This is a genomic window from Arthrobacter sp. NicSoilB4, from assembly GCF_019977335.1.
GTDB lineage: Bacteria > Actinomycetota > Actinomycetes > Actinomycetales > Micrococcaceae > Arthrobacter.
This window is the reverse complement of the sequence record NZ_AP024653.1, coordinates 840,652-867,323: the sequence shown is the minus strand read 5'-3', so window position 1 is coordinate 867,323 and position 26,672 is coordinate 840,652. Positions and strand designations below refer to the sequence as shown.

19 protein-coding genes are annotated in these 26,672 nt (G+C 64.1%); 15 read left to right on the top strand and 4 right to left on the bottom strand.

Features of this window, described 5'->3' with window-relative positions:
* The 4 genes from LDO13_RS04040 to LDO13_RS04025 all read left to right on the top strand — a co-directional run bounded on the left by LDO13_RS04040 (position 1) and on the right by LDO13_RS04025 (position 9,499).
* On the top strand, positions 1-1,515 hold the full coding sequence (locus LDO13_RS04040) for a hypothetical protein (protein WP_224048781.1): 1,515 nt from the start codon (positions 1-3) through the stop codon (positions 1,513-1,515).
* Positions 1,472-4,450 (top strand): PD-(D/E)XK nuclease family protein, encoded by a 2,979-nt coding sequence (locus LDO13_RS04035; protein WP_224049658.1) that lies wholly within the window; start codon positions 1,472-1,474, stop codon positions 4,448-4,450. Before LDO13_RS04040 ends, LDO13_RS04035 begins: the two co-directional genes overlap by 44 nt.
* Positions 4,447-7,797: a UvrD-helicase domain-containing protein gene (locus LDO13_RS04030; RefSeq protein ID WP_224048780.1), complete on the top strand. Its 3,351-nt coding sequence runs from the start codon at positions 4,447-4,449 to the stop codon at positions 7,795-7,797. Before LDO13_RS04035 ends, LDO13_RS04030 begins: the two co-directional genes overlap by 4 nt.
* Before the next feature lie 64 nt (positions 7,798-7,861).
* A complete protein-coding gene (locus LDO13_RS04025) occupies positions 7,862-9,499 on the top strand; it encodes an NERD domain-containing protein (RefSeq protein WP_263422141.1) in 1,638 nt (545 codons plus the stop codon).
* A gap of 41 nt (positions 9,500-9,540) precedes the next feature.
* Here the strand turns inward: LDO13_RS04025 and LDO13_RS04020 are convergent, their stop codons facing one another.
* Positions 9,541-9,804 (bottom strand): hypothetical protein, encoded by a 264-nt coding sequence (locus LDO13_RS04020; RefSeq protein ID WP_224048778.1) that lies wholly within the window; start codon positions 9,802-9,804, stop codon positions 9,541-9,543.
* 289 nt (positions 9,805-10,093) lie between these two features.
* Here LDO13_RS04020 and LDO13_RS04015 point away from each other — a divergent pair, with 289 nt between their 5' ends.
* The 11 genes from LDO13_RS04015 (at position 10,094) to LDO13_RS03965 (ending at position 22,447) form a co-directional block, all read left to right on the top strand.
* Positions 10,094-11,257 (top strand): ATP/GTP-binding protein, encoded by a 1,164-nt coding sequence (locus tag LDO13_RS04015; RefSeq protein ID WP_224048777.1) that lies wholly within the window; start codon positions 10,094-10,096, stop codon positions 11,255-11,257.
* Entirely contained in the window at positions 11,254-11,631 is a 378-nt protein-coding gene (locus tag LDO13_RS04010) for a hypothetical protein (protein ID WP_224048776.1), read from the top strand. The genes LDO13_RS04015 and LDO13_RS04010 overlap by 4 nt, the downstream gene beginning before the upstream one ends.
* Before the next feature lie 519 nt (positions 11,632-12,150).
* Complete coding sequence (locus tag LDO13_RS04005) at positions 12,151-13,173, top strand: substrate-binding domain-containing protein (RefSeq protein ID WP_224048775.1); 1,023 nt, start codon at positions 12,151-12,153, stop codon at positions 13,171-13,173.
* 129 nt (positions 13,174-13,302) lie between these two features.
* Complete coding sequence (locus LDO13_RS04000; RefSeq protein WP_224048774.1) at positions 13,303-14,622, top strand: ABC transporter substrate-binding protein; 1,320 nt, start codon at positions 13,303-13,305, stop codon at positions 14,620-14,622.
* Positions 14,623-14,714: 92 nt separating this feature from the next.
* Positions 14,715-15,800 carry a sugar ABC transporter permease gene (locus tag LDO13_RS03995; protein ID WP_224048773.1) on the top strand — a complete coding sequence of 362 codons (1,086 nt, stop codon included), beginning with the start codon at positions 14,715-14,717 and terminating at the stop codon, positions 15,798-15,800.
* Positions 15,797-16,720 (top strand): carbohydrate ABC transporter permease, encoded by a 924-nt coding sequence (locus tag LDO13_RS03990; RefSeq protein ID WP_224048772.1) that lies wholly within the window; start codon positions 15,797-15,799, stop codon positions 16,718-16,720. The genes LDO13_RS03995 and LDO13_RS03990 overlap by 4 nt, the downstream gene beginning before the upstream one ends.
* Positions 16,717-18,330, top strand: a complete 1,614-nt coding sequence (locus LDO13_RS03985; protein WP_224048771.1) for an alpha-amylase family glycosyl hydrolase — start codon at positions 16,717-16,719, stop codon at positions 18,328-18,330. Before LDO13_RS03990 ends, LDO13_RS03985 begins: the two co-directional genes overlap by 4 nt.
* Before the next feature lie 149 nt (positions 18,331-18,479).
* Entirely contained in the window at positions 18,480-19,805 is a 1,326-nt protein-coding gene (locus tag LDO13_RS03980; RefSeq protein WP_224048770.1) for a hypothetical protein, read from the top strand.
* A gap of 511 nt (positions 19,806-20,316) precedes the next feature.
* Positions 20,317-20,670, top strand: a complete 354-nt coding sequence (locus tag LDO13_RS03975; RefSeq protein WP_224048769.1) for a hypothetical protein — start codon at positions 20,317-20,319, stop codon at positions 20,668-20,670.
* A 94-nt stretch (positions 20,671-20,764) separates the two neighbouring features.
* On the top strand, positions 20,765-21,664 hold the full coding sequence (locus LDO13_RS03970; RefSeq protein ID WP_224048768.1) for a potassium channel family protein: 900 nt from the start codon (positions 20,765-20,767) through the stop codon (positions 21,662-21,664).
* 33 nt (positions 21,665-21,697) lie between these two features.
* Positions 21,698-22,447, top strand: a complete 750-nt coding sequence (locus LDO13_RS03965; RefSeq protein ID WP_224048767.1) for an SRPBCC domain-containing protein — start codon at positions 21,698-21,700, stop codon at positions 22,445-22,447.
* Between the two features lie 89 nt (positions 22,448-22,536).
* Here the strand turns inward: LDO13_RS03965 and LDO13_RS03960 are convergent, their stop codons facing one another.
* The 3 genes from LDO13_RS03960 to LDO13_RS03950 form a co-directional block, all read right to left on the bottom strand.
* A complete protein-coding gene (locus LDO13_RS03960) occupies positions 22,537-24,030 on the bottom strand; it encodes an APC family permease (protein WP_224048766.1) in 1,494 nt (497 codons plus the stop codon).
* Positions 24,031-24,225: 195 nt separating this feature from the next.
* Positions 24,226-24,708 (bottom strand): hypothetical protein, encoded by a 483-nt coding sequence (locus LDO13_RS03955; protein ID WP_224048765.1) that lies wholly within the window; start codon positions 24,706-24,708, stop codon positions 24,226-24,228.
* 251 nt (positions 24,709-24,959) lie between these two features.
* Positions 24,960-26,471 (bottom strand): carboxylesterase/lipase family protein, encoded by a 1,512-nt coding sequence (locus LDO13_RS03950; protein WP_224048764.1) that lies wholly within the window; start codon positions 26,469-26,471, stop codon positions 24,960-24,962.
* Positions 26,472-26,672: the final 201 nt, after the last annotated feature.

Genomic DNA, 26,672 nt, shown 5'->3' with positions numbered 1-26,672 from the left:
GTGAGGACACTTTCATCAGAGGCTGACGTTCCTCCGCGCGACGTGATTGGGCAGGTGACCAGATCCTTCCTGGCCGGGGATCCACTGCGGTGCATCGCGGACGCCGCGAAAATGAGTAGCTGGGAGCTTCTGGGAATCCTCGGTAACCGGGTCGCGGACCGGGGTGAGGAGCAGCGGTCCAGGGCCCTCCGGAATCGATGCAATGCCACCTTGGCAGCCCTTTACCAGGAGCGCGAACGTTTCGAGCAGCTCCACGGCGCCGGTATCGACTTCGTGGATATACCCAAGGTTCTCGCCGCGCTCGGAGCACCCGTCGACGTCGACATTGCCGAGGAAATGCTCCGGACTACGCACACGTTCAAGGAACTTGCGCACCGCGCCTACCAACTGCATAGGGGTGAGGTGGAGTTTGTTCCACCCATCGAAATGCTCAGCTTGCTCTACGTGACGGGCCGCCACCGCGGAGTCCAACCCGATTATGAAATGGCTCTGGGGATGATGCCGCTCTCATCGGTCGCCGAGATCCGGGACTTCCTGGGTCCGGGCAGCCCCTACGGCCAGTCAGCCGAAATCCTGGCGGTCATTGAAACAACAGCGCAGGCCATCCACGCCGGCGATGACGCCGGAATCTCGTTCTCAGACTACGAGGAGATAGCGGAGACAATCTCGGCCGACTTTGGAGACGAACTGCCCGGTCGCGGAGACCTTTGGCCGATACCGGCACGAACGGTGCGGCGCCACTTGGGCCAAGGGTTCTGGGACACCGCGTTGGCTGCCGCCGGGCTGCAGCCGACGTTGGACCCAGTTAGCTTCAGCGCGTCTGATTTTGTTGAGGCGGCCCGTAGATTTAGAGACGAGTACCGCTACTTCGGCTCCCCGAAAGACGTGGCTAGCTACGACAGTTGGACGACTGTCGAAATGGCCGCCGGCCGCCATCGCCCGTCCGTAGTCGCCATCCGAAGGCACTTCGGCGCTTGGGAGTCGGTGATCGGCGCCGTAATGCCGTCGGAAGTCGAGGATGAGTACGACGGTATGGTCAACCACATCAGAGCCGAGAACGACGTCCAGGAAGGCTGGGCGAAAGCGGGCGAACTGATCAGTGAGGTTCTCGCAAACATGCCGTGGAACTCATTCCTCAGCATTCAATACGCCGAGGACACCGGAGGACTGACACCGTACGCCCAAGCAGTTCCCAGCGCCGATGGGGTCTGGTTCGAAATTGTGTCCGAGCAGTATTTGCCAGCCGACACGTGGCCCATAGATGCCGGCTACCTGACCGGGAATGGCTGGTCTGTTCCGAATAGCGATTTTCCAAACTGGTTCAAGGACGGTATCCCGCACATTGAAGCGGGGCACCAGATACTCGAAGGCTTCAGATATGGCCGGGGTTGCCACGACGCAAGGAAGCTTGAATGGCATACCGGCGAATTTCCGACCGGCACCGGTCCGGACGGCGGCGTCACCCTTGCCGATGCTCTTGCCGGCGCAGTCCAGACACTTCAGAACGCGGCCTGAGCAATTCCGCAAGCCTTTGCTCGGCGACCCGCCGCATGCATCGAAAATTTTGACAACCATTGGGGATCACGGCATGACGACACAGCAATTTGCATCGGCTCAGGCCGCCCTCGCCGAATTGGAACGGCTGGTGCAGGAGGCGAAAGCGGGAGACCCGTTCGCGCCGGTGACCGTGCTCGTCCCGTCCCGGGCCAGCGCCCTCGATATTCCGCGCTATTTGGCGAGGGAGTCGGGCAGTGGTGTCGTCGGAGTCCGCGCATTCACGCTCATTGACTTGGCTATTGACCTCTTTGCACTGAGTCCGGAGGCCAGTGGCCGAGGTTTGTTGGACCCCATGATCAGGCAGGGCGCTCTGACGGCAAGTCTCGCCCGCAACCCTGGAGTCTTTATGGAGGTTGCAGACCAGCCCGGCACCGCCGCAGCCCTGACCAAGACCTCCTCGGGGCTGGACGGCGTCAACGTCGATACTGCGGCGTCACTGCCTGAGCTCGTCCAGGACGTGCTTCGCCTGAACGACGGGGCCATGGCCGCCCTCAAATCGGCATGCTTCACCGAGGCCGAGGCACTCTCGGGAGCGGCGAAACTCCTCAGCCAGCCGGGGGCTCTGGACCAACTCGGTACAATCATCGGTTTCATGCTTCCTGCGGACCAGGGGCCCAGCACCGCGCACCTGCTCGGCACGCTGTCCGCTGCGGGTATGCAGTCGCTGGCGGCGGAAGGTTCGGTCCGCGGGGTGGACAGCATCTACAGCGCTTCCGATTCCGACGATGAGTGCCGCGCCATCGTGCGCTCCGTTGCGGAGTTGCTCGGCTCCGGCGTCGCTGGGCATCGCATCGGGGTTTTCTACTCTGCGTCAGACCCGTATCGCTCCTTGCTGGCCCGCCGGCTGGATGAGGCCGGCATCGAGTTCAGCGGCCCCGCGGCCCAGGATCTTCGCGATTCGCCCCAGGCCCGCGGCTTGCTGAGACTGCTGCAACTGGACCCTAGCGCTTTGGACGTGAGGGCTGTTCTCAACACCATGGCCGAAGGCAGTGTCCACTGGAGCACCAATGACCTTCCGTCCGCCGCCGCCTGCGAGCGCCTGTACCTGAACCCGCCGCGAGACGAGGAAGCACCGGAGAGCGACGTGGTGCTGGACGAGAAGTCCCACGAGCGAAAAGCCCGAAGACTGGCCGAGCTGGCCCAGTTCGTCAGTTTCCGCAACGCTCTGTCCGGAGGGTTGGCTCGCGTCGCGAAGGCCTCCTCATGGCCTGAGGCAGCAGCGGAACTCCGAGACTTCATCCAGGAGTTCCTGGGCCCGCGGTCGGCTTCAGAGCACCCGCGGGTCAGCGCCGCCCGGGGTGAAGTCTTCGAAATAGCGGACAGCCTATCCCTGCTCGACGGAGTGGCGCCCGCGCCCAGCGGTGGCGCGTTGCGCACAGCGCTGGAACAAGGAATCAACCGCCGCTCCGGGCGGAGAGGAAAGATCGGCGTCGGGATCTCGGTTGGGACAATCGCCGACGGCGTTGGGCGGGACCTCGACGTCGTGATCCTGGCAGGAATGGCTGAGGGCCTCGCGCCCTCCAAAGTCCGAGAGGATCCGCTGCTCCCTGACCACTTCAAAGTCGAACTGGGCACCGGACTCCCAACGGCGGAACAGAGAATTGCCCTGACACACCAGCAGTTTCTCGCGACGCTGGCCAGCGGATCCCGGACGCTAGTGTTCTTCCCGCGCGGAAATCTTCGAGGCGGGGGATCCTACGAGATGTCCCGCTGGATCTCCGCCGGCCTCGAAGATCCAAAGTCTGTGGTGGAACTCAGGTCGTACGAGCACGGAATCCGGACGGGCGCCGGAACAACAAACGGCTTGGCCCCCACTGCACAGGAGTGGCGGCTCAGGTCCTGCCTGAGCGGCAAACGCAATGAGCTTGCATCCGACGACAGCGTGCTCCACCGCGCCCTGGAAATCCGCCACGACCGCCACCACGGCGCGTTCTCGCGCTTCAACGGGGATCTGTCGCGTTTTGCTGGAAACTTCTTCAATCCGGCCAAGGCCATCTCACCCACAAGCCTCGAGGACTGGGCGACCAACCCCTTCAGCTACTTCATGAAGCGGGTCCTGAAGGTCAGCGTGTTTGAGGACATTCAATTAGAGCTGCAGATCAGTCCGATACAGCGCGGAGAGCTCATTCACAAAGCCCTCGAAACGTTTGTGCTCGGAGCAACCGAAGGTGCGCAAGCATCCACTGAGCAGGACCTCACTTCGATAGGCGAAGTCCTCTTCCAGAAACCCGAAAACTCAGCGTGGCTTGGCCACCTCTGGGATCGGGATAGGAGCCGAATGCTCGCGGACCTGCGGCGGGTGTTCGCGGCGGACCAACGTGACGCTGCCAAGGGGTGGACCTATCAGCAACCGGAGGCAGGGTTCGGGCCGGCCGAATACGGCAAGCAGTATCAGCATGAGCCGGTAAACCTGACGCTGCTCGACGGACAGGAGATTCAGTTCCTTGGCTTCGTTGACCGGATCGATCGGCACGAATCCGGGGCCGTTCGGGTCATCGACTACAAGACTGGTGGCACCAGCAGATTCAAGGGAATGTCTCAAACAGATCCTACGGCTGGCGGGAAGAAGTTTCAGCTGCCCGTCTATGGGCTCTTTGCGCGCAGACTCCAGGCCGACACTGCAGTTCCGGTCCAGGCCCAGTACTGGTTTGTGTCGCAGGATGCAGACCCGATTGGGTATGCAGTCGACGACGCGGTGCTCCATCAGTTGAGGACGGACGCCTCCGTGATCGTCTCCGCTCTGCACCGCGGCGTCTTTCCGCACAAGCCGGAGGAGTCGAGTTTCTCCAACTTCACTAACCTGGCCGGTACCGCCGGCGCCAAACATACTTGGCAGCGGCTTTCAAAAGCCTCCGAATTGGTCTCACTCGCTATCCTGAAGGACGACAAATGAGCAGCGCAACAGTTCTTCCCCCAGCTCTGGAGCTGCGCGATGAAAGCCACCGCGTTATCGTGCGCACGATGCTGGACAAAACAGTTTTCGTTGAGGCGGGCGCCGGCAGCGGCAAAACCCGGGAGCTTGTGGAACGCATCTGCGCTCTGGTGGATTCCGGCGTCGAGCTCCGTGGCATCGCGGCCATTACATTCACCGAGAAAGCAGCCGGCGAGCTGCGGGAGCGCGTCCGCAAGCGGCTCGCCGCAGCTGCTGAGTCCTACGAGGCCAGGGAAAACACTAGGGCGCTGCGGGCGGCGGCCCTCAACCAGCTGGACACGGCACCCATCGGGACCATCCACTCCTTTGCGGCCCGGCTGATTGGCGAGAACCCAGTGGCGGCAGGTGTCCCGCCGATGATCGACGTCGTCGACGAGCTGCGGTCCCAAATCGCGTTCAACAAACGCTGGGAGGCTGTGGTCGCCGCCCTGTTCAACGAGCCCCGCGCGGACAAGGCGCTGAGGGTGCTGCTGGCCGTCGGTGTCACGCTGGACAACCTCCGCGACCTCGGACGGGCCCTCGACTCAAACTGGGATCGTCTGAAGCACAGCCCGTCGGAGACCAGATACATCCCCGAGCTGAACGCCGGGCCGGTTATCCGGCAATGCTCTGACGTCCTGGCCATGCGGGAACATTGCACCAATCCGAACAACGTCCTGCTGGCCAAAGGCCTGAGCGGGCTTGAGGCCTGGCTAGTGCAACTCCAGGAAGCACAGTCCGCTGACGACCCGAACATGTTGATGAGTGTCCTGCGCAAAGTTCCGACCGCCCATCTCAAGGGCGGAGCCAAGGGCGACTGGCAGATCCCCGTCGACCAGGTGCGAAGTGCCGCACAGGATGTTGTGGCAAATGTCGCGGAGCTGATTGCGAGCATTGTGGGACCCTCGCTGGAGAACGTCACGTCCATCATGTCCGGGATCTTCCTGGACGAGGCGGGGAAACGTCAGCGGCGGGGTGAGTTGGAATACCACGACCTGCTGGTCCACGCCCGCAATCTGCTTGTTGGCGATGAGCGACGCGAGATCCAGGCCGCCGTTCGCCGCCGCTACCACCACGTCATGCTCGACGAGTTCCAAGATACTGACCCTATCCAGGCTGAGATTGCCCTCCGGATCTGCTCCGACGAGGTGTGCGGGCCCAGCGGCTGGGAGAAGCTCCCGATACCCCCCGGGCGGCTCTTCACCGTCGGCGATCCAAAGCAGTCCATTTATCGGTTCCGCCGGGCTGACATCGCCACATATATGACGGCCCGAGGGCGTGCCGAAGCGGATACGGCGGCGGAGGTCGCACGGCTCAACACAAACTTCCGGTCCACTCCCGCCGTTCTTCGCTGGGTCAATCACACGTTTGCACAGTTGATCGAGGCCAACGGAAGCATCCAGGCGGACTATCAGCCTCTCCATGCAGACCCCTCCAGGCCCGAGGTGGATGGCTCCGCTGGTCCCCCCGTAGCTGTCATCGGACGCAGCGGCATGCTGCCGGGCGCGGACGGAGAGAAGCCCAGCGCCCAGGCCCGGCATGCGCAAGAAGCCGCAGACGTGGCTTCAGCCATTGGTTTGGCGTTGGGTCACGGCGGCACGCCGTGGCAGAAGCAGTCCGGGGCCCCCTCCTACGCTCTCTCCAACCTGGAGTCCCGGGACATCTGCATCCTCCTGCCCACCCGGACGTCCCTCTCTCACATTGAACATGCCCTGGACTCGGCGGGCATCGAGTACCGGGCTGAAGCTTCCTCATTGGTCTACGGAACACAGGAGGTCCACGATCTGCTCCTCCTGCTCCGGTCCCTCGCCAACTCGGCGGACCAGGCGTCCCTGGCGCTGGCACTGCGGACGCCCTACCTCGGATGCGGTGACGACGATTTGTACGAATGGCACGCCGGAGGCGGGTATTGGAGCATCCATGGAACGGCTCCCGAGGCCTTAGCGGGATCGTCTGTAGCCCGCGCGCTGGCCTATTTGAAAACGCTCTCCTGGGATCTTTCCTACAGTCCCCCGTCGGAGATCATGGAACGCATTCTGGCTGACCGCCGGGTGCTCGAGTCCGCGACGGACTCGCCACGCTACCGGGACGTCTGGCGCCGCTTGAGGTTTGTGGTCGATCAAGCGCGCGCGTGGTCCGAAGCGACCCACGGCGGCCTGCGCGACTACCTGCTCTGGGCCGCCGTTCAGCAGGAGGAGAATGCCAAGGTCAAAGAAGCCGTGGTACCCGAAACAGACGCCCAAGCGGTCCGGATCATGACCATCCACGCCTCCAAGGGGCTTGAGTTCCCCATGGTGGTACTGGCCGGGGCGGGCAGCACCAGAGGCGGCTCGTCGGACATGGCACTCTGGGACGAGTTCGGTCAGTTGCAGGTGCACATCTCGGGCAACATCGAGTCGGCTGGCTATCCCGAGGCCAAGGAGGCGGAGGCCGAACTGCTCGCTGCGGAGAAACGCCGGCTGCTGTACGTGGCCTGCACACGGGCCACCAGCCACCTCGTCGTATCCCTCTACAGCGGAGGCCCTTCGAGCCTCAGCGGGATGCTGGGCTCAGTCGACGATCCGGAAACGGTGCAGGAACTGGAGTTCCCCGATGCGTTCCCCGCCCGCGAGAAATCCCAGCACGGAGTGTCTCCTGTACCGGCGTTCGACGATTGGCAGGACATGAGAGCTCGGTGGGTTGCGCAATCCGCAATTCCTGCCAGCACGTCTGTGACTGCACTGACCAAGGGCGGCTCTGTACCGGCCGTCGAAGCGGCGGGTGCGCAGGACGAGCCGCTGCAGGAACTGAGCTTCGCCGACGACGCCGGTGCCGGTTCGCCATTCGCAAGCGGCGCGGTCGGTATGCACGGAGCTGACTTCGGCACGGCATTGCACCGCCTCATGGAAGTGTCAGGTCTGCAGGCCGATGACGGCTTCGGAGGACTGGCCCGGACCGTGGCCCTGCAATTCGGGCTGGAGTCCGCGGCTGACCTTGAAGCCTGCGCCCGATCGGCGATGTCAGCTGTTCCCGTCCGACGAGCAGCCGAGCGCCGGCATTGGAATGAGCTGCCCGTTGCAGTCGAACGCGACGGGGTAGTGATCGAGGGCATCATCGATCTGTTGTACCGGGAGGACGACGGCAGCCTGGTCATCATTGACTTCAAAACGGATGTGCAAATGTCGGAGGCGACTCAGTCCGCATATTGGAAACAGCTCAGCCTGTATGCCGAAATGCTCGCCGAAACCACCGGCGAGCGAGTGAGCGAACTCCTATTGGTGCTGTGCAGACCCAATTTCGCTGACGTCCGCCGGCAGAAACTCGAGAATCTGCCAGTGCCGGTTTCCTGATGCGGCAGAGAGAGGTACAACGATGAGATGCATTCCAGCCGAGCCTGAGTTCAGCGATGGCCAGTTGGCCGAGAAAGCCGTGTGGGAAGCACTGAAGGCCAGCCTGCCGGAGGAGGCAGTGCTGGCGCATTCTGTCCAGGTTCGGGACGGCAGATCAGAGCACGAAATTGATCTGCTCGTCCTTTGGCCCGGCGTCGGTATGGCCGCCATTGAAGTCAAGGGCGGCCAGATCTCCGTTGACGATGCCCAGTGGTACCAGTCGGATAGGAGCGACAAGCGCAAAATTCAGAGCCCGGTTGCCCAGTCGCAGGGTTCCCAGCACGCCTTCAAGAACTGGATCAGCGGCCAAATAGGGTCTCGCCTGACTAGTCGCTTCGCTTACCTCGTGGCCTTTCCATACACAAAGGTTCCTCAGACGTGGAACATGGCTGGTTGCCCGCGAGCCTTGGTCCTGGACCAGACGGATATACCCTCCGCCGCTGAACTTGTCCGTCGAGCAATCGAACAGGAAGGAGGTGGCGCTACTCCACTGGCAGCGGCTTTCACTGAGCGAATCGTTCGCCACCTAAGCGGAACTCTTGAGCCCGCCGGCGCCCACCAGGACCCTGCGCAAGACGAGTACTTGCAGGACCATCTGACCGAAGGACAGGCAGTGCTACTCCGCGCAACGCGGTCACTGCGCCGTGTGCAGTTCACCGGAGGCGCCGGCAGCGGTAAGACATGGCTGGCTGTCGAAAAGGCAAAAGTGCTCGCCAAGTCCGGGAAACGGGTTGGCCTGTTCTGTTACAACAAGGGCCTCGGACAGTACCTTCAGGACCAGGTAGAGCCCTGGCGACAAGCCAAGCCGGTGTTCACCGGGGAGTTCCACGACTACGCCCGCGGGCTCGGCGTGCCGGACGGCGTCGGCCAGGCCTACTTCGACGAGGAAATGCCCCGGCAACTCAAATCGCTTGCTGCCACCATGGACGCGTCGCTGAAGCTGGACGCCGTCGTCGTGGATGAAGCTCAGGATTTCGCGCCACTGTGGTGGGAAGCGCTGTTGGCTTGCACGAAAGACCCGGACACCAGCGAAGTCTTCGCGTTCCAGGACGATCATCAGGACGTCTACAGCCGTTGGACCGGTGCCTTGGGAGAGTTCGGTCATCCGGCGGTTGGTCTGGTGCCCATCCACATAGACGAAAATCTCAGGAACACCCGAAAGATCGCGGATACATTCAAGTCGTTCGCCGGTGAGCATTTCACTCCGAGAGGCAGCACCGGACTGCCTGTCCGTCGAGTTGAATGTGCGACCCAGGACGCCCTGGACGCCGCTGAGGACTGTGTCGATGGCCTTATCGAGGAAGGGTGGGCGAACAACCAAATCGCCCTGCTGACGACGAAAGCACGGCACCCCATCCATCGAGAGTTCTTCGAGACCGGCACGACCGAGGACTATTGGCGCGAGTTCCATGCGAACGAACGAGAATTCTACGGCCACGTCCTGGGCTTCAAGGGTCTGGAGCGCTCCGTAATAGTGTTGTGCGTGAACGGTTTCAAGGAGCCTAAGCGTGCGGCGGAGCAGCTTTATGTGGGCCTATCGCGGGCACGGAGCCTCCTGGTCGTAGTCGGCGACTCCGGGCTGCTGGCGGAGGCGGGCGGTTCTGAACTGGGCAGGATTCTGTCGAGAGCGCAGATCTGGAGGCCCGCTGACGTATCGAGATGAGCGCCAGCAGATGCCGGTCCTGACCAGATAATGTCCGACCCTCACCACCAGCGGTGGCGACACTCCGGGTTCTGGCACGCCCATTTTGGTGTGCCCCACTCGACTTTGCCCGTGGCGGGGTAGATGCGTTGTTCTTCGACGATCACGCAGCCAGCAAACTCAGTCTCGGACATCTCTTGGCGCGCCGACGGCATGATCATCCCGTAGGCAATCCGCCATCCCTCGTGGCCGCACACCGGGCACCGCCGCGTGGCGGCGCGTTTTGTCGTCGGGTCGGGGGCGGGGGTTGATTCATCGGGAGTCATGGAAGCACTGTAGGCGGACGCTCTGACAGAAAAGGCATCTAGTGGGTTACAAAAACTTCTGGGGCGTTTCACTTTTGGCAACCCAGCCAACGAACGACAACCTAGGAGCCGGGGGCTACCTGGCCCGCCCCCTCGTTCGCTATGGAGTTCAGCGGATTGTGGCGGCGTTCTGTGATCGTTTGGCGTCAACCAGGCTTTGAGTTGTATTGCATGCCATCTTTTTTCCGACACACTATTGGTTACCGCACACACGCACGCCTATCACTCGGTCGTGCCGTAAGTTCGTCCTATGGAGCAGAACAAGGTCGCACGAGAGCAACAGATTGCCGTATTCGGCGAGAGCGGAAGCGGCAAGACGGTGCTTTTGTCCTCCTTCTACGGGTTAGCGGTGGAGCAGCTGCTCTCCGGAACGGAGCAATTCGACGTTCTCGCAGGCGATAACGCTCAAGGTCGACGTTTGCATCAGAACTACCTCGGCATGAAGAATTCAGCCGCGCTACCGATGCAGACTCGGTTTTCCGCGACGGCTTACGCGTTTTCGATCAAACGCAAGCCGGGGACGGCTTCCAAGGCGAGGAAAAAGGCTCCCGAAGAACTGCGCCTGGTGTGGCACGACTACCCCGGCGAGTGGCTCGAAACGGAGCCGCAGCCGGAAGAAGAAGATCGCCGGATACACACGTTCCGAGCTCTGCTGGGTTCCGATGTCGCGCTCGTGTTGGTGGATGGCCAGCGGCTTCTCGACAACGCGGGCGAGGAGGAGCGATATCTCAAAGCGCTTCTGACCAACCTCAGCAATCAGCTGCTCAAGCTGCGTGACAACCTTCTGCAAGATGGCAAACCGCTGGTGACGTTCCCGCGGATCTGGCTGATGGCACTGTCGAAAGCCGATCTGCTGCCGGACATGGATGTGATCGATTTCCGGGACCTGCTCGTAGAGAAAGCCGGATCAGAGCTGAACAAACTGCAAGAGGTGATCGCAACGTTCGTGGAAGTTCCTGAGGCGTTGTCAGTGGGCGACGATTTTGTGCTGCTGTCCTCTGCACAGTTCGAGCCCGGGAAAATTGAGGTGGCCAAGCGTGTGGGATTGGATTTGATCCTGCCGATTGCGGCAATGCTTCCCTTCTCTCGTTACGTCCGCTGGGCGCTCGCAATGCGAAAAGGCGCAAACGTGGCCGAGCATTTGCTGCGCGTCGCCAGGCCGGTGGCCGATTTCATTAGAAACGATAAATTGCCCGCTCTCCTAGTACGACTTCCTGGCCCGTTCGGCAACGCTGTGGCCTTGATAGGGCCATTTCTTATACAGACCGTGCTCGATCTCACCGATACCAAGGTGCTGGACTTGCATACTGAGGCGAAAGCAAAGCACGACTTCCTCAGCGAAACGTTGACCGGCTTCCAGCTGCAGCTAGACCATGGTGATGGTGAGAAGGTCCTGCTGAGGAGCCGCTCGTGACCTCCGACAGTAGTTCCGCAGACCATGAGATTGCCTTCGTTTGGGCAACTCGCGGGAAAAACTGGGGCTTCCGTTTCCTGCGCACTGCAGGTCGGTCGAACCCACTTGAGATTTACGAAGCCGCGTTTTCCGGAATCGAGGACACCACGGAAACCTTCCGAGCAAACGCAGACACGGTTGCGTTTCGGTTTCTAGATCCGGAGAAACGTCGCGATGCAGCAGGCAGAGTCATCCCGCACGAGTTCGTGCTGCTTCCACCACTGCCTGGCACGGTCAGCTCAGTAGACGACGGGTTCCATCTGGTCTGGCCTCTCGTCAAAGATGACTTCGCCCGTGACTGGGAGCAACCTGGTCCGCGCACCAACGGTTCTTGATCGTCAACGGACCTGAGGACCCCACTGAACAAGCGCATTCTCGCAACCCTAGGGATATTAGACGTCTCACCGTCCGAACCACGACCGGGACGACGCCAGAACACTAAGTTTCGCCGAAGGGTATCAGTTCGTCCGCGGTTGGCGATTCCCGTGACTACGTCTCGAAATATTATGACTGAACCGGTGTATTCACCGTTAGTTGCGAGACCCGTCGAAGCCAGCACTGATCGGCTACGCACGCGTTTTCGACGCGCCAGCAGTCCACCGATCGGCAACTGGCGGACTTTTCTGGACGGTTGCAGGCGCTCACGGACTAGGCGCGTTGCATCCTCCTCGAGCGACGCCAGAACGCCACAAAAGAGCGATCAATCCACCCCCGTTTACGAAACGCAACGCGATCCCCCACCCACCCCTTACTGTTGATCCTGCACGCAACGAAACCGTTTACGTAAACCGTTTTCCGAAACCGATTACGTGACAGGGGCACAAGACAACAGACACCCTCAGGGAGGAGGAACAGTGGTCACCATCCGCGATGTCGCCAAGCACGCCGGCGTCTCCCCTGCCACCGTTTCCCGGGTTGTTAACGGGCTCGTCGGCTACTCCGACGAAACAAGGGAACGCGTCGAAACCGCGGTCAAGGGCCTCAGCTACGAGACGGACTACCTCGCCCGCGGCCTCAAAACCCGGCAGACCTCCGTGATCGGGCTCCTCGCGCCCATGGTCTCCGACGCCCTCGCCTCCCAGGTCATGCAGGGCGTCGAGGAAGAAGCCCAGGAACGCGGCTACGCCGTGATGCTCGGCCGCACCGGCGCCAAGTCCGCCTACATCGCCGGCTACCTCCGGACCCTGCGCACCTACCGGGCCGCCGGCGTCATCCTCATCTCCGCGGTGATCACCCCGGAGACCAGGCAGCTGCTGGGGCCCAACGTCCCCATCATCTCCGTCGCCATCAGCGACAAATCGGGCTCCCCCAGCGTGGCCATCCACGACGAACAGGCAGCCTACGACGCGACCCGTCACCTGCTGCGGCTCGGCCACCGACGCATCGGCCTCCTCACCGGCGACCCGGCGTCGGTCTATGTCGCCCAGCCCCGGAAACGCGGCTACCTCCGCGCCATGACCGAAGCCGGCTGCACCCCCGTCACGGCCACCGGCAGCTTCTTCTACGAAAGCGGCGCTCCCGGCGTCGACGAGCTGCTGCAGCAGGAACCCGGCCTCACCGCGATCTTCGCGATGAGCGACGAGATGGGCGCCGCCGTCGTCAACGAACTGCAGCGGCGCGGGCTCCGGGTGCCGGAAGACGTCTCCGTCCTGGGCTTCGACAACACCTCCACCGCCCTGCACGTGAACCCGCCGCTGAGCACCATGGCGCAGCCGCTCGAGGAGATGGGACGGATGGCCGTGAAAAAGCTGCTCCGCTCCCGCGATCTGGGGCCGAAGATCATGCCGCACCGGCTGATCGAGCGCGGCTCCACCGCCCCGCCCAACTCAACACAGCCCAGTCCAACGCCGCCGGGACAGCCAGAACCCACCACCTAGCCCTCACAAAACCACCGGCGACAGCCGGCACTCCCCCGTGCCACAAACCAGCCACCGCCGCAGTTCCGCATGCACCAAACCACCCGCACCACCCGCAACGCACCACCCCCAATGAACAAGGAGCAACACATGAGGCAGCGCCGCCGCACCTGGCAGACTCTTCTCGCCACCACCGCAACCCTGACCGTCGCCGCCGTCGCCCTCACCGGCTGCGGCGGTGCCTCCTCGGACGCGAAGAGCACCCCGAAGGCCGCCGCCGCGTCCTTCGAGGGCAAGGGCCCCATCAACTACGTCTCCAACCGCGACGCCTCCGGTGCCGCGAACAAGACCATCGAGGAGTGGAACGCCGCCCACCCGGAGGAGAAGGTCACGTTCATCGAACTGCCGGACTCCGCGGACCAGCAGCGCCAGCAGCTCATCCAGAACGCGCAGATCAAGTCGGACACCTTCAGCGTGCTGAACCTGGACGTCGTCTGGACCTCCGAGTTCGCCGCCAACAAGTGGATCCTGCCGCTGCCCGCGGACGCCGTCCCCACCGACAAGATGATCCCCGCCACGGTCAACGCCGCGACGTACCGGGACTCCCTGGTCGGCGCCCCGTACTACACCGACGGCGCCCTGTTCTACTTCCGCTCCGACCTGCTCCAGGCCGCCGGCATCGCCGCCCCGCCCAAGACCTGGGACGAGATGAAGACCGCCTGCAAGGCGATCCTGGCGCTCCCCGAAGCCGCCGGCATGTCCTGCTACACCGGCCAGTTCGACAAGAACGAGGCCCTCACGGTCAACTTCTCCGAGGCCGTCGCCTCCGCCGGCGGATCGATCGTCGACGCCGACGGCAAGCCCACCGTCAACACCCCCGAAGCCAAGGAAGGCCTGAACCTGCTGGTGGACGGCTTCAAGGACGGGCTCTTCCCGTCCGACGCCATCACCTACCTCGAGGAGCAGGGCCGCCGCGCCTTCCAGGACGGCAAGCTCGTCTTCATGCGCAACTGGCCGTTCCTGCACGCCTCCCTGAGCGCCACCGACGGCTCCAGCAAGGTCAACGGCAAGTTCAGCATCACGTCCATCCCCGGCACCGACGGCCCCGGCGTCTCCACCCTCGGCGGCCGCAGCCTCGCCATCTCCCCGTTCACCCCGAACAAGGCCACCGCGCTGGAGTTCGTCAAGTTCTTCACCAGTGAGGAACAGGCCCAAAAGCGCCTCGCGCTGTCCTCCCGCGCACCGGTGTACGCCTCCCTGTTCGAGGACCCCGCCGTCGTCGCCAAGCGCCCGTTCTTCCCCACCCTGCTGACCTCGCTGAACAACGCCCAGCCGCGCCCCAAGGTGGTCCAGTACGGCGCCACCACCAAGGCGATCCAGGAAGAGGCCTACGCTGCGATCACCGGCGCCAAGGACACGGACACGGCCCTGAACGACATGCAGGCCAAGCTCACCGAGCTGGCCAAGTAAACCAGCAGTAAACCAGCAGTTCAGACCCCACGCCTGGCCGGCCGGTCCACCCCGGCCGGCCAGGCAGCTGCAACTCCAGTTAGGTACCCAGCATGACGACGACGACCGCCCCGCCCGCCGGCGCGCAGACCGGCACGCCCCAAGCAGGCAGCCCGCGCAGACGCGGGAAACGCTCCCCCGGCGAAGGCCGCATGGCCGCGATGCTGCTCTCCCCCACCATCCTGGTGCTGGCCCTGGTGATTGTGTACCCGCTGCTCTCCGCGGTGCACCAGTCCCTGTTCCGCGCCGAATCCGGCCTGGACGCGGACGGCTTCGTCTCCGACGTCGAATCCTTCGTGGGCCTGGCCAACTACGCCGACCTGTTCGTGGGCGAGTCCGGCCGGCGCTTCCTCAACGCCTTCGCCAACACCACCTTCTTCACCGCCACCACGGTGTTCCTGGAGACCGTCCTGGGCCTCTGCCTGGCCCTGGCCATGAACCGCGCCTTCCGCGGCCGGTCCTTCCTCCGCGCCAGCATCCTGGTCCCGTGGGCCGTCCCCACCGCCGTCTCCGGCCTGCTGTGGCGCTGGATCTTCCAGTCCGACGGCATCGCCAACAACCTGCTCGGCAGCGAAATCCTCTGGACCGCCGAGGGCAACGCCTCCAAGGTGGCCGTCATCATCGCCGAAGTCTGGAAGACCGCCCCGTTCATCGGCCTCCTGGTCCTCGCCGGCATGCAGGTCATCCCCGGCGAAGTCTACGAAGCCGCCCGCATCGACGGCGCCGGCTGGTGGCGCCAGCTCGGCTCCATCACCCTCCCGCTGGTCAAGCCCACCCTCCTGGTGGCCGTGCTGTTCCGCATGCTCGACGCCCTGCGCATGTTCGACCTGCCCTTCGTCCTGATCGGCCCCGGCAAGGAATCCGTGGAAACCCTCTCCATGCTCGCCTGGGACGAATCCAACCAGCTCCGCTACGGCTCCGCCTCCGCGTTCGCCGTCATGCTCTTCCTGTACGTCGCCGTCGTCGCGATCGTGTTCGTGAAGGTCCTCGGCGCCGACGTCACCGGTGCCAAGGAACTGAAGCTGCTGTCGAAGAAGACCGCCCGGAAGACCCGCCTCGCGGCAAACCAGACGCCGGCGACCGCTGACCAGCCGACCTCAGACCACGCTGACCACAAGAAGGCCGAGGCCACCCGATGACCATCTCCGACCTCCGCAACGCCGCGGCCGATTCCGGCACGGGTTCCGGCGCACCCAAGGCTAGTGCCGCCGTCGGGCCCCAAAAGCCCAACCCCAAGCGCACCTGGCGCTCCTACAGCGTCTACGCGGGCCTGGCGCTGATCTTCGCGTACTGCCTGGCGCCGTTCTACTGGATGCTGGTCTCCAGCCTCCGCCGCACGGCGGACATCTTCGACAACACGCTGCTGCCGGCCCCGTTCTCGCTGGAGAACTACGCCAAGGTGTTCGACGGCTCCACGATGTTCGGCCAGGCGCTGCTCAATTCCCTGATCGTCGCAGGCACCACCACCACGTTCGCGCTGGTCCTGGGTGTGTTCGCGGCCTACGCCATCTCCCGGCTGAACTTCCGCTTCAAGTCGGTGATCCTGGGCGTCATCATCGCGACGTCGATGTTCCCCGGCATCTCGGTCGTGGTCCCGCTGCTGCGCCTCTTCACGGACATCGGCTGGATCAACACCTACCAGGCGATGATCGTGCCGAACCTGTCCTTCGCGATCCCGCTGGCGGTCTGGAACCTCACCACCTTCATGAAGGCCCTGCCGTTCGACCTCGAAGAGGCGGCCATGATCGACGGCTGCACCAAGTGGCAGGCGTTCCGCCGCGTGCTGCTGCCGCTCGCCGCGCCGGGCGTCTTCACCACCGCGATCCTGACCTTCATCCACAGCTGGAACGAGTTCATCATCGCACTGTCCATGATCAACGACCCCAAGATCCAGACCGCCACCGTCGCGATCTCCAAGTTCACCGGCGCCACCGAATTCCAGGCGCCCTTCGGCGAGCAGATGGCGGCCGGCGTGATCGTCACCGTCCCGCTCGTGATCATGGTGCTGGTCTTCCAGCGCCGGATCGTCGAGGGCCTCACCGCGGGCGCCAGCAAATGAGCCCTGATTTGGTCGAGGAAACCGCCCTCGCGCCCGCCGCTTGGTGGGAATCCGCCGTGATCTACCAGGTCTACCCGCGCTCCTTCGCGGACGGCGACGGCGACGGCGTGGGCGACCTCGCCGGGCTGATTGCCCGGCTGCCGTACATCGCCGCGCTCGGGGTGGACGGCATCTGGATGACCCCGTTCCAGCCCTCCCCGCAGGTGGACCAGGGCTACGACGTGTCCGACTACTGCGGCGTGGACCCGCTATTCGGCACCATGGAGCAGTTCGATGAGCTGCTGGAGCTCGCCCATTCGCTGGGCCTGCGCGTCCTGCTCGACGTCGTGCCCAACCACTGCTCGTCGGCGCACCCGCTGTTCCAGGCGGCTTTGGCGGCCGGGCCGGGCTCGCCGGAGCGGGACATGTTCCACTTTGTTGAAGGCGCCGGCGGCGACGTTCCGCCGAACAACTGGCAGAGCGTCTTCGGCGGCCGCGCCTGGAGCCGCGCCGACCTGGAGTCCGAGACGGACACCGACTGGTACCTGCACCTCTTCTCCCCCGAGCAGCCGGACTGGAACTGGCGCAATCCCGCCGTCGGCGAGTACTTCGACGGTGTGCTGCGCTTCTGGTTCGACAAGGGCGTGGACGGCCTCCGGATCGACGTCGCGCATGCCCTGTTCAAGGCCGACGGCCTGCCGGATTCGCCCTCCGCGGGCGGCGTGGTGGACGGGCTGCGGTCCAACCCGCAGGTCTCAGACCAGGAGGAAGTCCACGAGGTGTACCGCCGCTGGCGCACCCTGGCCGACAAGTACGAGCCGCACCGCCTGCTGGTGGGCGAGGTCAACCTGGAGCCGGCGCGCGCCGCCCGCTACACCCGCGCGGACGAGATGCAGCAGGCCTTCGCCTTCGCGTTCGTGAAACTCGGCTGGGATCCCGAGGCCTGGGCCGCCGTCGGGAACGAGCTCGAGGCCGCCCGGCAGCTGCACGGCGCCACGCCCACATGGGCGCTGGAGAACCACGACATCGTCCGTTCCGTGACCCGCTTCGGCGGCGGGGAGGTTGGTGCGCTGCGAGCCCGCGCGGCGCTCGTGGCGCTGCTGGGCCTGCCCGGCCCGGCGTACCTGTACCAGGGCCAGGAGCTCGGGCTGCCCGAGGTCGACGTGCCGCTGGAGTCCCGGGTGGATCCGATGTGGGCCCGCGGCGGCGTCTGCCGCGACGGCGCCCGGGTGCCCCTGCCATGGACCGAGGGCGAGGCGCTGAGCCACGGCTTCTCGCTGGCGGAAGCTGCCGCGCAGCCATGGCTGCCGGTCCCTGCCGGTTGGGGCACGCACGCGATCGAGCTCCAGCAGCAGGACCCCGAGTCCTCGCTGGCGCTGGTGACCAAGGCGCTGGAGCTGCGCCGGCTGCTGTGGAAGACGGAGGTCTTCGGGCCGAACGACGGCGGCACCTGGCGCATCGAGGCGGGGAACCTGCTGATCTGCGAACGCAGCGCCGACTTCTTCGTCGCCGTCGCAATGGGAACCGAGCCGGTGCGGCTGCCTGCCGGATCGGTCCTGCTCAGCGCCGCGCCGCTTGCGGAGGACGGCTGGCTGCAGCCGAACAACGCGGCCTGGGTACTGCGGGACTGAGACCTGCGGCTCCCGGGAGGTTACATTTGAATTCCCTGGGTGATGCCGACGAGGACAACTGCGGCACGGGTAGATCGGTGCGGCGGCTATATAACCCTAAGCGGTGCGGATGCGGTGCGGAGAGTGAGTCATCGTATATATTGCAAGGCATGGCTCATCCTCTACCCCCCGACACAAATCCGCGCGATGCCGTCATTTTGTTGTTCCAAGAACTGGTGAAGCGGGCGGAAGCAGCCAAACTCGAGGCAACTTACGTGCCATATGAAGACATATTAGAATTAGACGATGATCCGGGCTATGTCGAGCTTTATCTTCCTGCCGGGCACTCTACTCGTCGAATCCTCGTAAACAGCGGCCGCGTCAAGCAACTCTTAAAATTCGATCTCTCATCCATCCGCGCGCTTGGTGAATATACGGGCGTAATCGACTCGACTACGGGAGTCATAGAGGTTTCGCTCAGCAGTGGAGATCCGCGGACAGGACCGATTTCGAGAATTCCTTTGTGGGATCTGCCTGGAGCGGAAATCCTAGACGAAGAGTCTGAAGTCAATGTAGAACCGGACGATGAGGGCGAGATTGTCGTTCCGAGGCGCCCGACGGAGTGGCGTCTGCGCGTTGAAGACGGCCCCAGAAGCGTCGAGATATCCCCGACGTCAGAACTCGCTGCGGGTCTTTACGGGAGTAGGAACTTCACACTAAAAATAGCTGGCTACGAGGTAGATCGCCACGATCGCGCGTTATCAGTTCTGACCCGCGTGGGCAATGCGTTCCTTTTTGACCTAGATGTAAGATACGGCATTGCTCTTCAGCTTCTCAAGCGAAGAAATCGGCTTCGGCCTCAAAGGCAAAAACCAGTCGAGCATGCCCCGGATTTCCCGCGAAATGAGTATTCACAAGAAGCCCTAGCGTTGTATCAGTATGGGCGAAGTGCAAGCGGGCTGCCGCTCCTACAGTTTTTGGCCTACTACCAGTCACTTGAATATTTCTTTCCCGTTTTCGCCCGAGAAGAAACCGTGAGCTCGCTGCGGGCTGCCCTACTGAACCCCCGATTCAATCCAACCCATGATGTCGATGTGAACCGTCTCATTAATTTAGCCGCCCCTGCCGTCAAAGCTGGCGTTGGGGAACGCGAGCAGCTTCGGGCAACCGTCCGTGCTTCAGTCGCGGCGAGCGATTTACGCAGCTTTATTGAAGCTTCGAATATTTACGAGGAGCATTTCTGTGCAAGCAAGCAAACAATCACCGGGGCAGGCGCCATTAAGCTGAAAGGTGACCAGATGGACCTACGTGACCAGATCGCGGAACGGATTTACAAGATCAGGTGCCGAGTTGTCCACACCAAGCAGGACGGATCTGGGCAAGGGGAAGAGCTACTGCTCCCGTCAAGTCCTGAAGTCGACGCGCTCGGGCCAGACATTGACATGCTGAGGCTAATCGCACAACAAGCGTTGGTTGCGCGCGCAAAGCGTGCGTAGTAGCGATTATCTCGGGCCCTTCGAAGAAGGGGCCCGAGCGGTCCGACGCGGGCGGGCGGACTACGCTACAGCTGGGCGGTCGCTTTCGGACTGCTACTGGCGAAACTGCTGAGCCTGTGGCTGGTGCTCCGGATCCTGTTGCCTCGGGGACACGCCCCTGCCGGAAAGCGGCCGGTTCTCCTGGCTTGGGCCGCCGCGACGCTTGCCCTCGACGGGTTCGCGCTGTGGTTATGCCTCGTCTACGCCCCCGCCCGGTTCTTCACCAGCCTGTCCGTCATCGTCCGCCAGGTTCCCGACGTCGGCATCTTTCTTGGTGCCGGTTCTGGCGCTGGCTATCCTGTGGCCGGTCCCGCGAACAGTGTGGCTGATGCGGGCCTCGCGGGAAGCACCCTGAGAAGAGATGCTGACCCGCCTGCCGCGGCTTCCTCGCCCAAAGCGGAGCCGCCGGCCCCTCTCGGGCCCCGTATATAGACTGCTCGGGTATGTGTCCCTCGACTTATAGGAGAAGTTCATGAGCTACAGCGGAAGCCCGTCCGAGAAGCCGGTCGCAGCCGGTGACCTGGACCGCAGCCATATCGGTCAGACTGTGAGCTTTGAATCCAACGACTTCACAGTTGTCTTCGGAACACTCTCCGGCGTTGCCCGCACGGACGCCATGGTCTACCTGTCCCTTCGGGGTGTGGGCGGCGGCACCCATCTGAAGGACGAGTACGACTTGCCCGTCGGCCAGAACGTCTACGTTCAGTTGGATCCCCTGAGCAGTGCCAGCAAGACCCTCTCGGAGGCGGAACGGGTCATCAAGGAGAAGTTCGACGAGATCAAGAAGAACCTCCGGGACCGGGAACAGAAACCCGGTTCCGAGTAACCGGCATCCAGCCACAGAGGAACCCCGCCGTGCCCGGCACTGCGGGGTTCTTTTGTTTGTCACCGTGCCCAGGGCGCCGCCCATAGGATGAGGCATGGACTTCGAGGGCACGTTCTGGACGGTTTTGGGGGCCGGGCTGGTTCTGCTGATGCTCGTTGATGTCTTTCGTACGCTCCTATACCCGCATGGGTCCGGCCCCTTGGGCCGGGCGATCATGCGCGGATCCTGGCTGGTGTCCAGAAAACTGCGGGGCCGGGGCTCCTTCATCGCAGCACCTTTGGCCATGGCCGCGGTCATTGGCGCCTGGGCAAGCCTGGCAGCCATCGGCTGGGCCCTGCTCTATCTGCCCCACCTCCCGGCCGGCTTTGTCCACGGACCCGGGGTTCCACAGCGGGGCGACTTTGCAGAAGCGCTCTACATTTCCCTCGTCACTCTTTCCACTTTGGGGTTCGGCGACATCGTGCCGGCGGATTCGCTGCTCAGGCTGGTTGTGGCCCTCCAGGCCGTGACCGGTTTCGGGTTGTTGACGGCAACGGTCACTTGGATCCTGCAGACGTACCCGGCTCTGAACCGCCGCCGGACCCTTGCCCACCAGCTGAACCTGTTCAGGGAAGCTGCAGGTCCGTCGGGTGTATTGTCGCTGGATCCCGGGCATGCGGCCGGACTACTGGAATCAATGGCCGGAAACGTGGCGTCGGTGAGCATAGATCTGGTTGCGTTCCATGAAACCTATTACTTCCGTGAAATTGAACAGCGCGGCTCCCTTCCGGCCACGGTGGCCTACGCCCAGGAGTTAGCATCGCAGGCCCAGCGCAGCGACAGCCCTGAACTCCAGTTCGCCGGCCGGATGCTCCACGCGTCGCTGGATGCTCTGGCAGAGGTCCTTCGCGGCAAATTCGGCCATTCAGGAGCCACGTCCTCCGATGTGTTCGACAGTTACGAGCTGCACCACCGGCACCTGCGGCGCGGCGAACCGGATACGGACCAACCCTAGACATGTGACCAATCAGTCACCTATTCTGGAGCTGTGGACGCCGTATTCAGGGCCTTGGCCGACTCCACCCGCCGCGATCTCCTGGATGAGCTCTTCAGGAACGACGGGCAGACCCTCCACGCCCTTGAGGCCCGCTTCGAGATGACCCGCTACGGCGTGATGAAGCACCTCAGGGTCCTGGAGGAAGCCGGCCTGGTGGTGACCCGCCGTCGGGGGCGCGAGAAACTCCATTTCCTGAATCCGGTGCCCATCCGGCTGGTCCACGACCGCTGGGTGAGCAAGTATGCCGAACCATGGGCCGCTGGCCTCAGCGACCTCAAAACCAGATTGGAAAGTCCCATGGAAAAGATCTTCGAAATCTACATCAAGACCACCCCGGAGCGGCTCTGGGAGGCCATCACGGACGGCGGGATCCGCAGCAAGTACCAGTTCGGGTCCGTCGTCACCTCGGACTGGACGCCCGGATCCCGGTTCCAGATGGCAACCAAGGGCGGGGAACCCCTGGGCGAGGGCGAGAACCTGGAAGTGGACCCGCCCCGCCGGCTCGTCCAGAGCAAGCGCGCGCTCTGGGGCGAGGACGTCAAGGCCGAAGGCACGTCCCGGATCACCTGGGAGATCGAGCCCGTGGGCGATTCCTGCCGCCTGACCGTCACCCACGACCAGCTCCGCGAAGGCGCCAACGACCAGCTCTTCGGCGGCTGGCCGATGATCCTGTCCGGCCTGAAGACCTGGCTGGAAACCGGCGAGCTCCTGACCACGCCCGGCTCCCTCATGTACACCTGAGCCGGCCGGCGGGCGCAAGCCGGCCGCCGCCGTCGTGGTGGGGCCGGCGCTTTACCAGGTGGCCGCGCCGGTGGTCCCGCGCCACGTGGTCAGTGGCGGGGCGGCGGCGGCACCTGGCGGTCCTTGCCGATGTTCTGGGTCCCGACCGGCGCGCCCTCCCGGGTGTTGGTTCTCCTGTTGATCAACCAGGTGACGAGCCACAGCACCATTCCGATCGCCATCAGTCCCCCGGCGATCTGGTACTGGATGACGTTGCGGCCCACCCATGGTCCGGCGAGGAAGGCGCACAGCAACGCCGCGACCAGGGGTAGCTGCCCCGGCGAGGTGAAGAACACCTCACGGTTGGGGTCCCGCTTGCGGCGCAGGACAAGGCAGGCCACGTTCACCAGGGTGAACACGCACAGCAACAGGAACGCCGTCGTGCCCGAGAGGTTCGCCACGACGTTGCTGTTCGGGTCGGACGTGACGTACCAGATCAGCCCCAGCGCCAGGACGGTGGAAAACAGGATCCCGGCCCACGGCGTCCGGCGTCCGGGGAGCACCCGTCCCAGCGGCCGCGGCAGGACATCCTGGCGGGCCATGCCGTAGATCAGTCGGCTGGCCATCAGCATGTTGATCAGGGCGGTGTTGGCCACGGCGAAGACGGCGAGGAACGGGAAGACCTTGTCGATGGGGAAGTCCGGCGCCCCCTTGGACACCACCTCAAGGAGCGCGGCGCCTTCGGCCTCCCGGATCCCCGCGAGCTCGGTGGGCGTGAGCACGCTGACCACGGATACGGCCACCAGCATGTAGAGGATGACGGCGATGCCGAGGCCGGTCAGCATGGTCCGGGGGAAGATCCGCTCGGGGTTCTTCGTTTCCTCGACCATGTTTACGGAGTCCTCAAAGCCGACCATCGCAAAGAACGCGATGGACGTGGCCGCCGTGACCGCCAGGAACAGGCCCTTGTCCTGGTTGTCGGCGAAGACCGTGATCTCGGCGGGATTCCCCGTCCCCTGTGCCATCACGTAGAAGCCGACGCCGATCACGATGCACAGGGCGATCATCTCGACGAGGGTGAGCACTACGTTGAACTTCACGCTCTCCCCCACGCCGCGCAGGTTGATCGCGGCCAGCAGCAGCATAAAGCCCAACGCAACGGCGGTGACCGCACCCCGTCCGGGCATCTCCATCCAGCCGTTGATCGCCAGGCCGCCAAAGAAGTTCTGGGCTAGGACATTCGCGGAGGTGGAGGCGCTGGTGATGCCGGAGCAGACGACGGCGAACGCGACCAGAAAGGTGACGAAGTGGATCCCGAACGCCTTGTGCGTGTAAAGCGCCGCGCCGGCTGCCTGCGGGTATTGGGTGACCAGCTCCAGGTAGGAGAAGGCGGTCAGGGTCGCGACGACGAACGCGAGCAGGAACGGCAGCCAGACGATGCCCCCCACCGTGCCGGCCATGGTTCCGGTCACGGCGTAGACGCCGGCGCCGAGGATGTCACCGACGATGAACAGGAGCAGGAGCTTGGGCCCGAGGACCCGCTTGAGCGTGGGTTCGTCACCTTCGGGCGTTACATCGAAGACCTTGTCGGACGTGGTGCTCATGGTTGACCTCCGCAGCGAGTACCCGGCTCCTGAGAGCGGCGGCCGGACTCCCGGCCTCGATGTGACCTACTTCACTGTGATCTTCCCGGCTGGGTTTGGCAACTCCGCTGACGGAAGCGGCCGAACTGGTGAAGTGGTGGGGTCCGCAGGACTTCACCATCCCGGCAGTCGAACTAAGCCTCACAGCAGGCGGCATCACCAACGTGTGTCATACCTCCCTTCCGCGCGTTCCTTAACGCCGCGCAGGACGCCGACTTCCATGTAGTGGTGCAATGGGTCCGCGATGAGAAAGTCGATGCCGCGGGCCAGCAGCATCGCCCCGGGCACATGCTGAAGGGCGAAAACGACGGCCTTGGTCAGCGCCGGAGCGTCCGCCGCGGCGCCCTGGGCCGCAGCACTGAGGTAGCCCATCCCCCGCCATCGAATGATGAGGCGGGTGCGGTTCCCCGGGAGAGGGCGCAGCACGAACGCCTCTCCTGCGACAAGGTGCCGGTTGGGCTCGATCTCTGACACGGGGGCATAGACGCCACCGCCGTAAGGGACCAGGTCGCCGACCTTGAGGTCCTGCAGCTCCGGGTGGATGCGCGTCGCCGAGTGCTTTCCTTCGACGTACCGGGCGTGAAACATGGCCCGCTCCACCCGGTCGTGGGTGTAGAACCCGGCGCGGTAGATCCCCATTTGCACTATCCAGGGCCATACGCGCTCCGGCGGCACGTTGATGGTGATGGCCCGCGTGCTTTGAAACGTCGGACGAGGCACCCGGTCATCACCCGGCAACGGCTCAACGGCCTCCTCACCCTGAGTTCCCCACCGCAGCATCGACGGACGCCACACCAGATAGGCCGCTATCTCAACGACCAGTGCTACTCCGAAAACCAGCAATCTCCTGCGGTTGACCATCCCACGCACCAGCCCTGTAGCTGCGAGTCCTAACGGATGCCCGTCCATAGCTCCCGCTCCCAGGTGCGCGGATCGTGGACCACGCGGGTATCGGTGTTGAAGACAATGGTGGTCCTGCGTTCGGGATCGTAGCCGGGCCAGCCTGGATCGCCGGTGGTGGCGAAGGAAACCCAGGCGGCGTGCAGCGCGTCAGCCAGTTCCTGTGGCGGGTCTGCCCCGAGCAGCGGCCCGAACAATCTGGAGTCCCTGTCCAGGGTGTCGAAGACGAACGGGATCTCCATGCTGTGGACGGCACCGAGGCCGGGGGCGGGCCAAGCGAACTCGTACATGTACGTCCGCGCTGAAGTCGCCGAGGCGGCCGTTGCGTGGGCATCGGCTAAACGGATCGCCGGAATCCGCACCCACCAGTCGGTTTCCACGGCGGCGAGCAGATCTCCTGGCGAACTGTCCGGATAGTGGGCGCGGTATTCGCGGAGTGCGGTCTCAACGGGAAGCCCGTAGGCGCCGAGGGGCGGGAAGCCGTCCACGCTTCTGGATTCCGCCAGGTCCTGCTCGGTGACCTTCCCGATCACGCCGGTAATGGCAAGAAACAACTTCCAGTCCTCGGTGTTGGTCCCGACCATGATGTCCACCATCGAGCCCGCTCCGGCGGCGATCCCTTCGATGGGTCGCAGCGGCACCGTGACGCCGTCGATTGTCGGCTGCCAGAGCATACTGCTGGCCAACACCTCAGGTCCCCAGCGCTCCGGGTCCGGACGGCCAAACAGGTCCGCCTTCAACTCCGCCTGCGCCGCGAGGAACCGCTGGGCCGGTACCGCCGCCATCGCCTCCCGGGTTGGCGGGACGCCCAGCTTCTCTGCGAGGAACCCGCCGATGCGTTGGGCGGTCTCGGAGGATAACGCGTGGTGGGCTGCCCCGCTCTGCAGGATAGCCCTCCGGAACAAACCCTCGGCCCGGGGCATCGAGAGCAGGACGCCAATGCTCATCGCACCCGCCGACTCGCCAAAAACGGTGACGTTACCGGGGTCACCGCCGAAAGCTGCAATGTTCCCCCGCACCCACTCCAGGGCCGCGATCTGGTCGAGGAGACCCACGTTGGCCTGTCCGTCGCCGAGGTCCAGGAACCCGTCGGCGCCCACCCGCCAGTTGATCACCACACAAACGACACCATCCCGGGCGAAATTCCGGCCGTCGTACGCCGCCGTCGAACCGAATTCGAACGCGCCGCCCTGAATCCAGACCATGACCGGCAGGCCGGCGCTGCCGGGGTCCGGTGTCCAGACATTGAGATTCAGGCAGTCCTCGCCGGCCTGCGCGGTATCCCACTCCGTGCCCGCACTCTCCGGGGGAGCCAGCTGGAAAGGGGCTGAGCCGTACTGCGTGGCATCGCGGGTTTCCGACCAGGGCTGGACGGGCTGCGGCGGGCGGAGCCGGTTCGCCCCGGACGGGGGCGCACCGTACGGGATGCCCAGGAAATGGTGCACGCCTTCGTCTGCGCTGCCGCGCAGCGGGCCAAGTGTGGTGCTGACGACGCTGTCCATGCCTGCCACCTTCATGTCCGGGGACGTCCGGGGTCGGCTTCCAGCCTTGCAGGCCGCAGTGGCGTGGTTGAAGGGCCGAAGGTCATGTACTGGATCGGCCTTCGCCCCCGCGCCTTGCCGCCCTTTAAACCCCGGCGGTAGCCTGAAGATCAGATGACGGGCCGCGCGGCGCCCACGGGCTCCGACCCGCCACCGGAAACG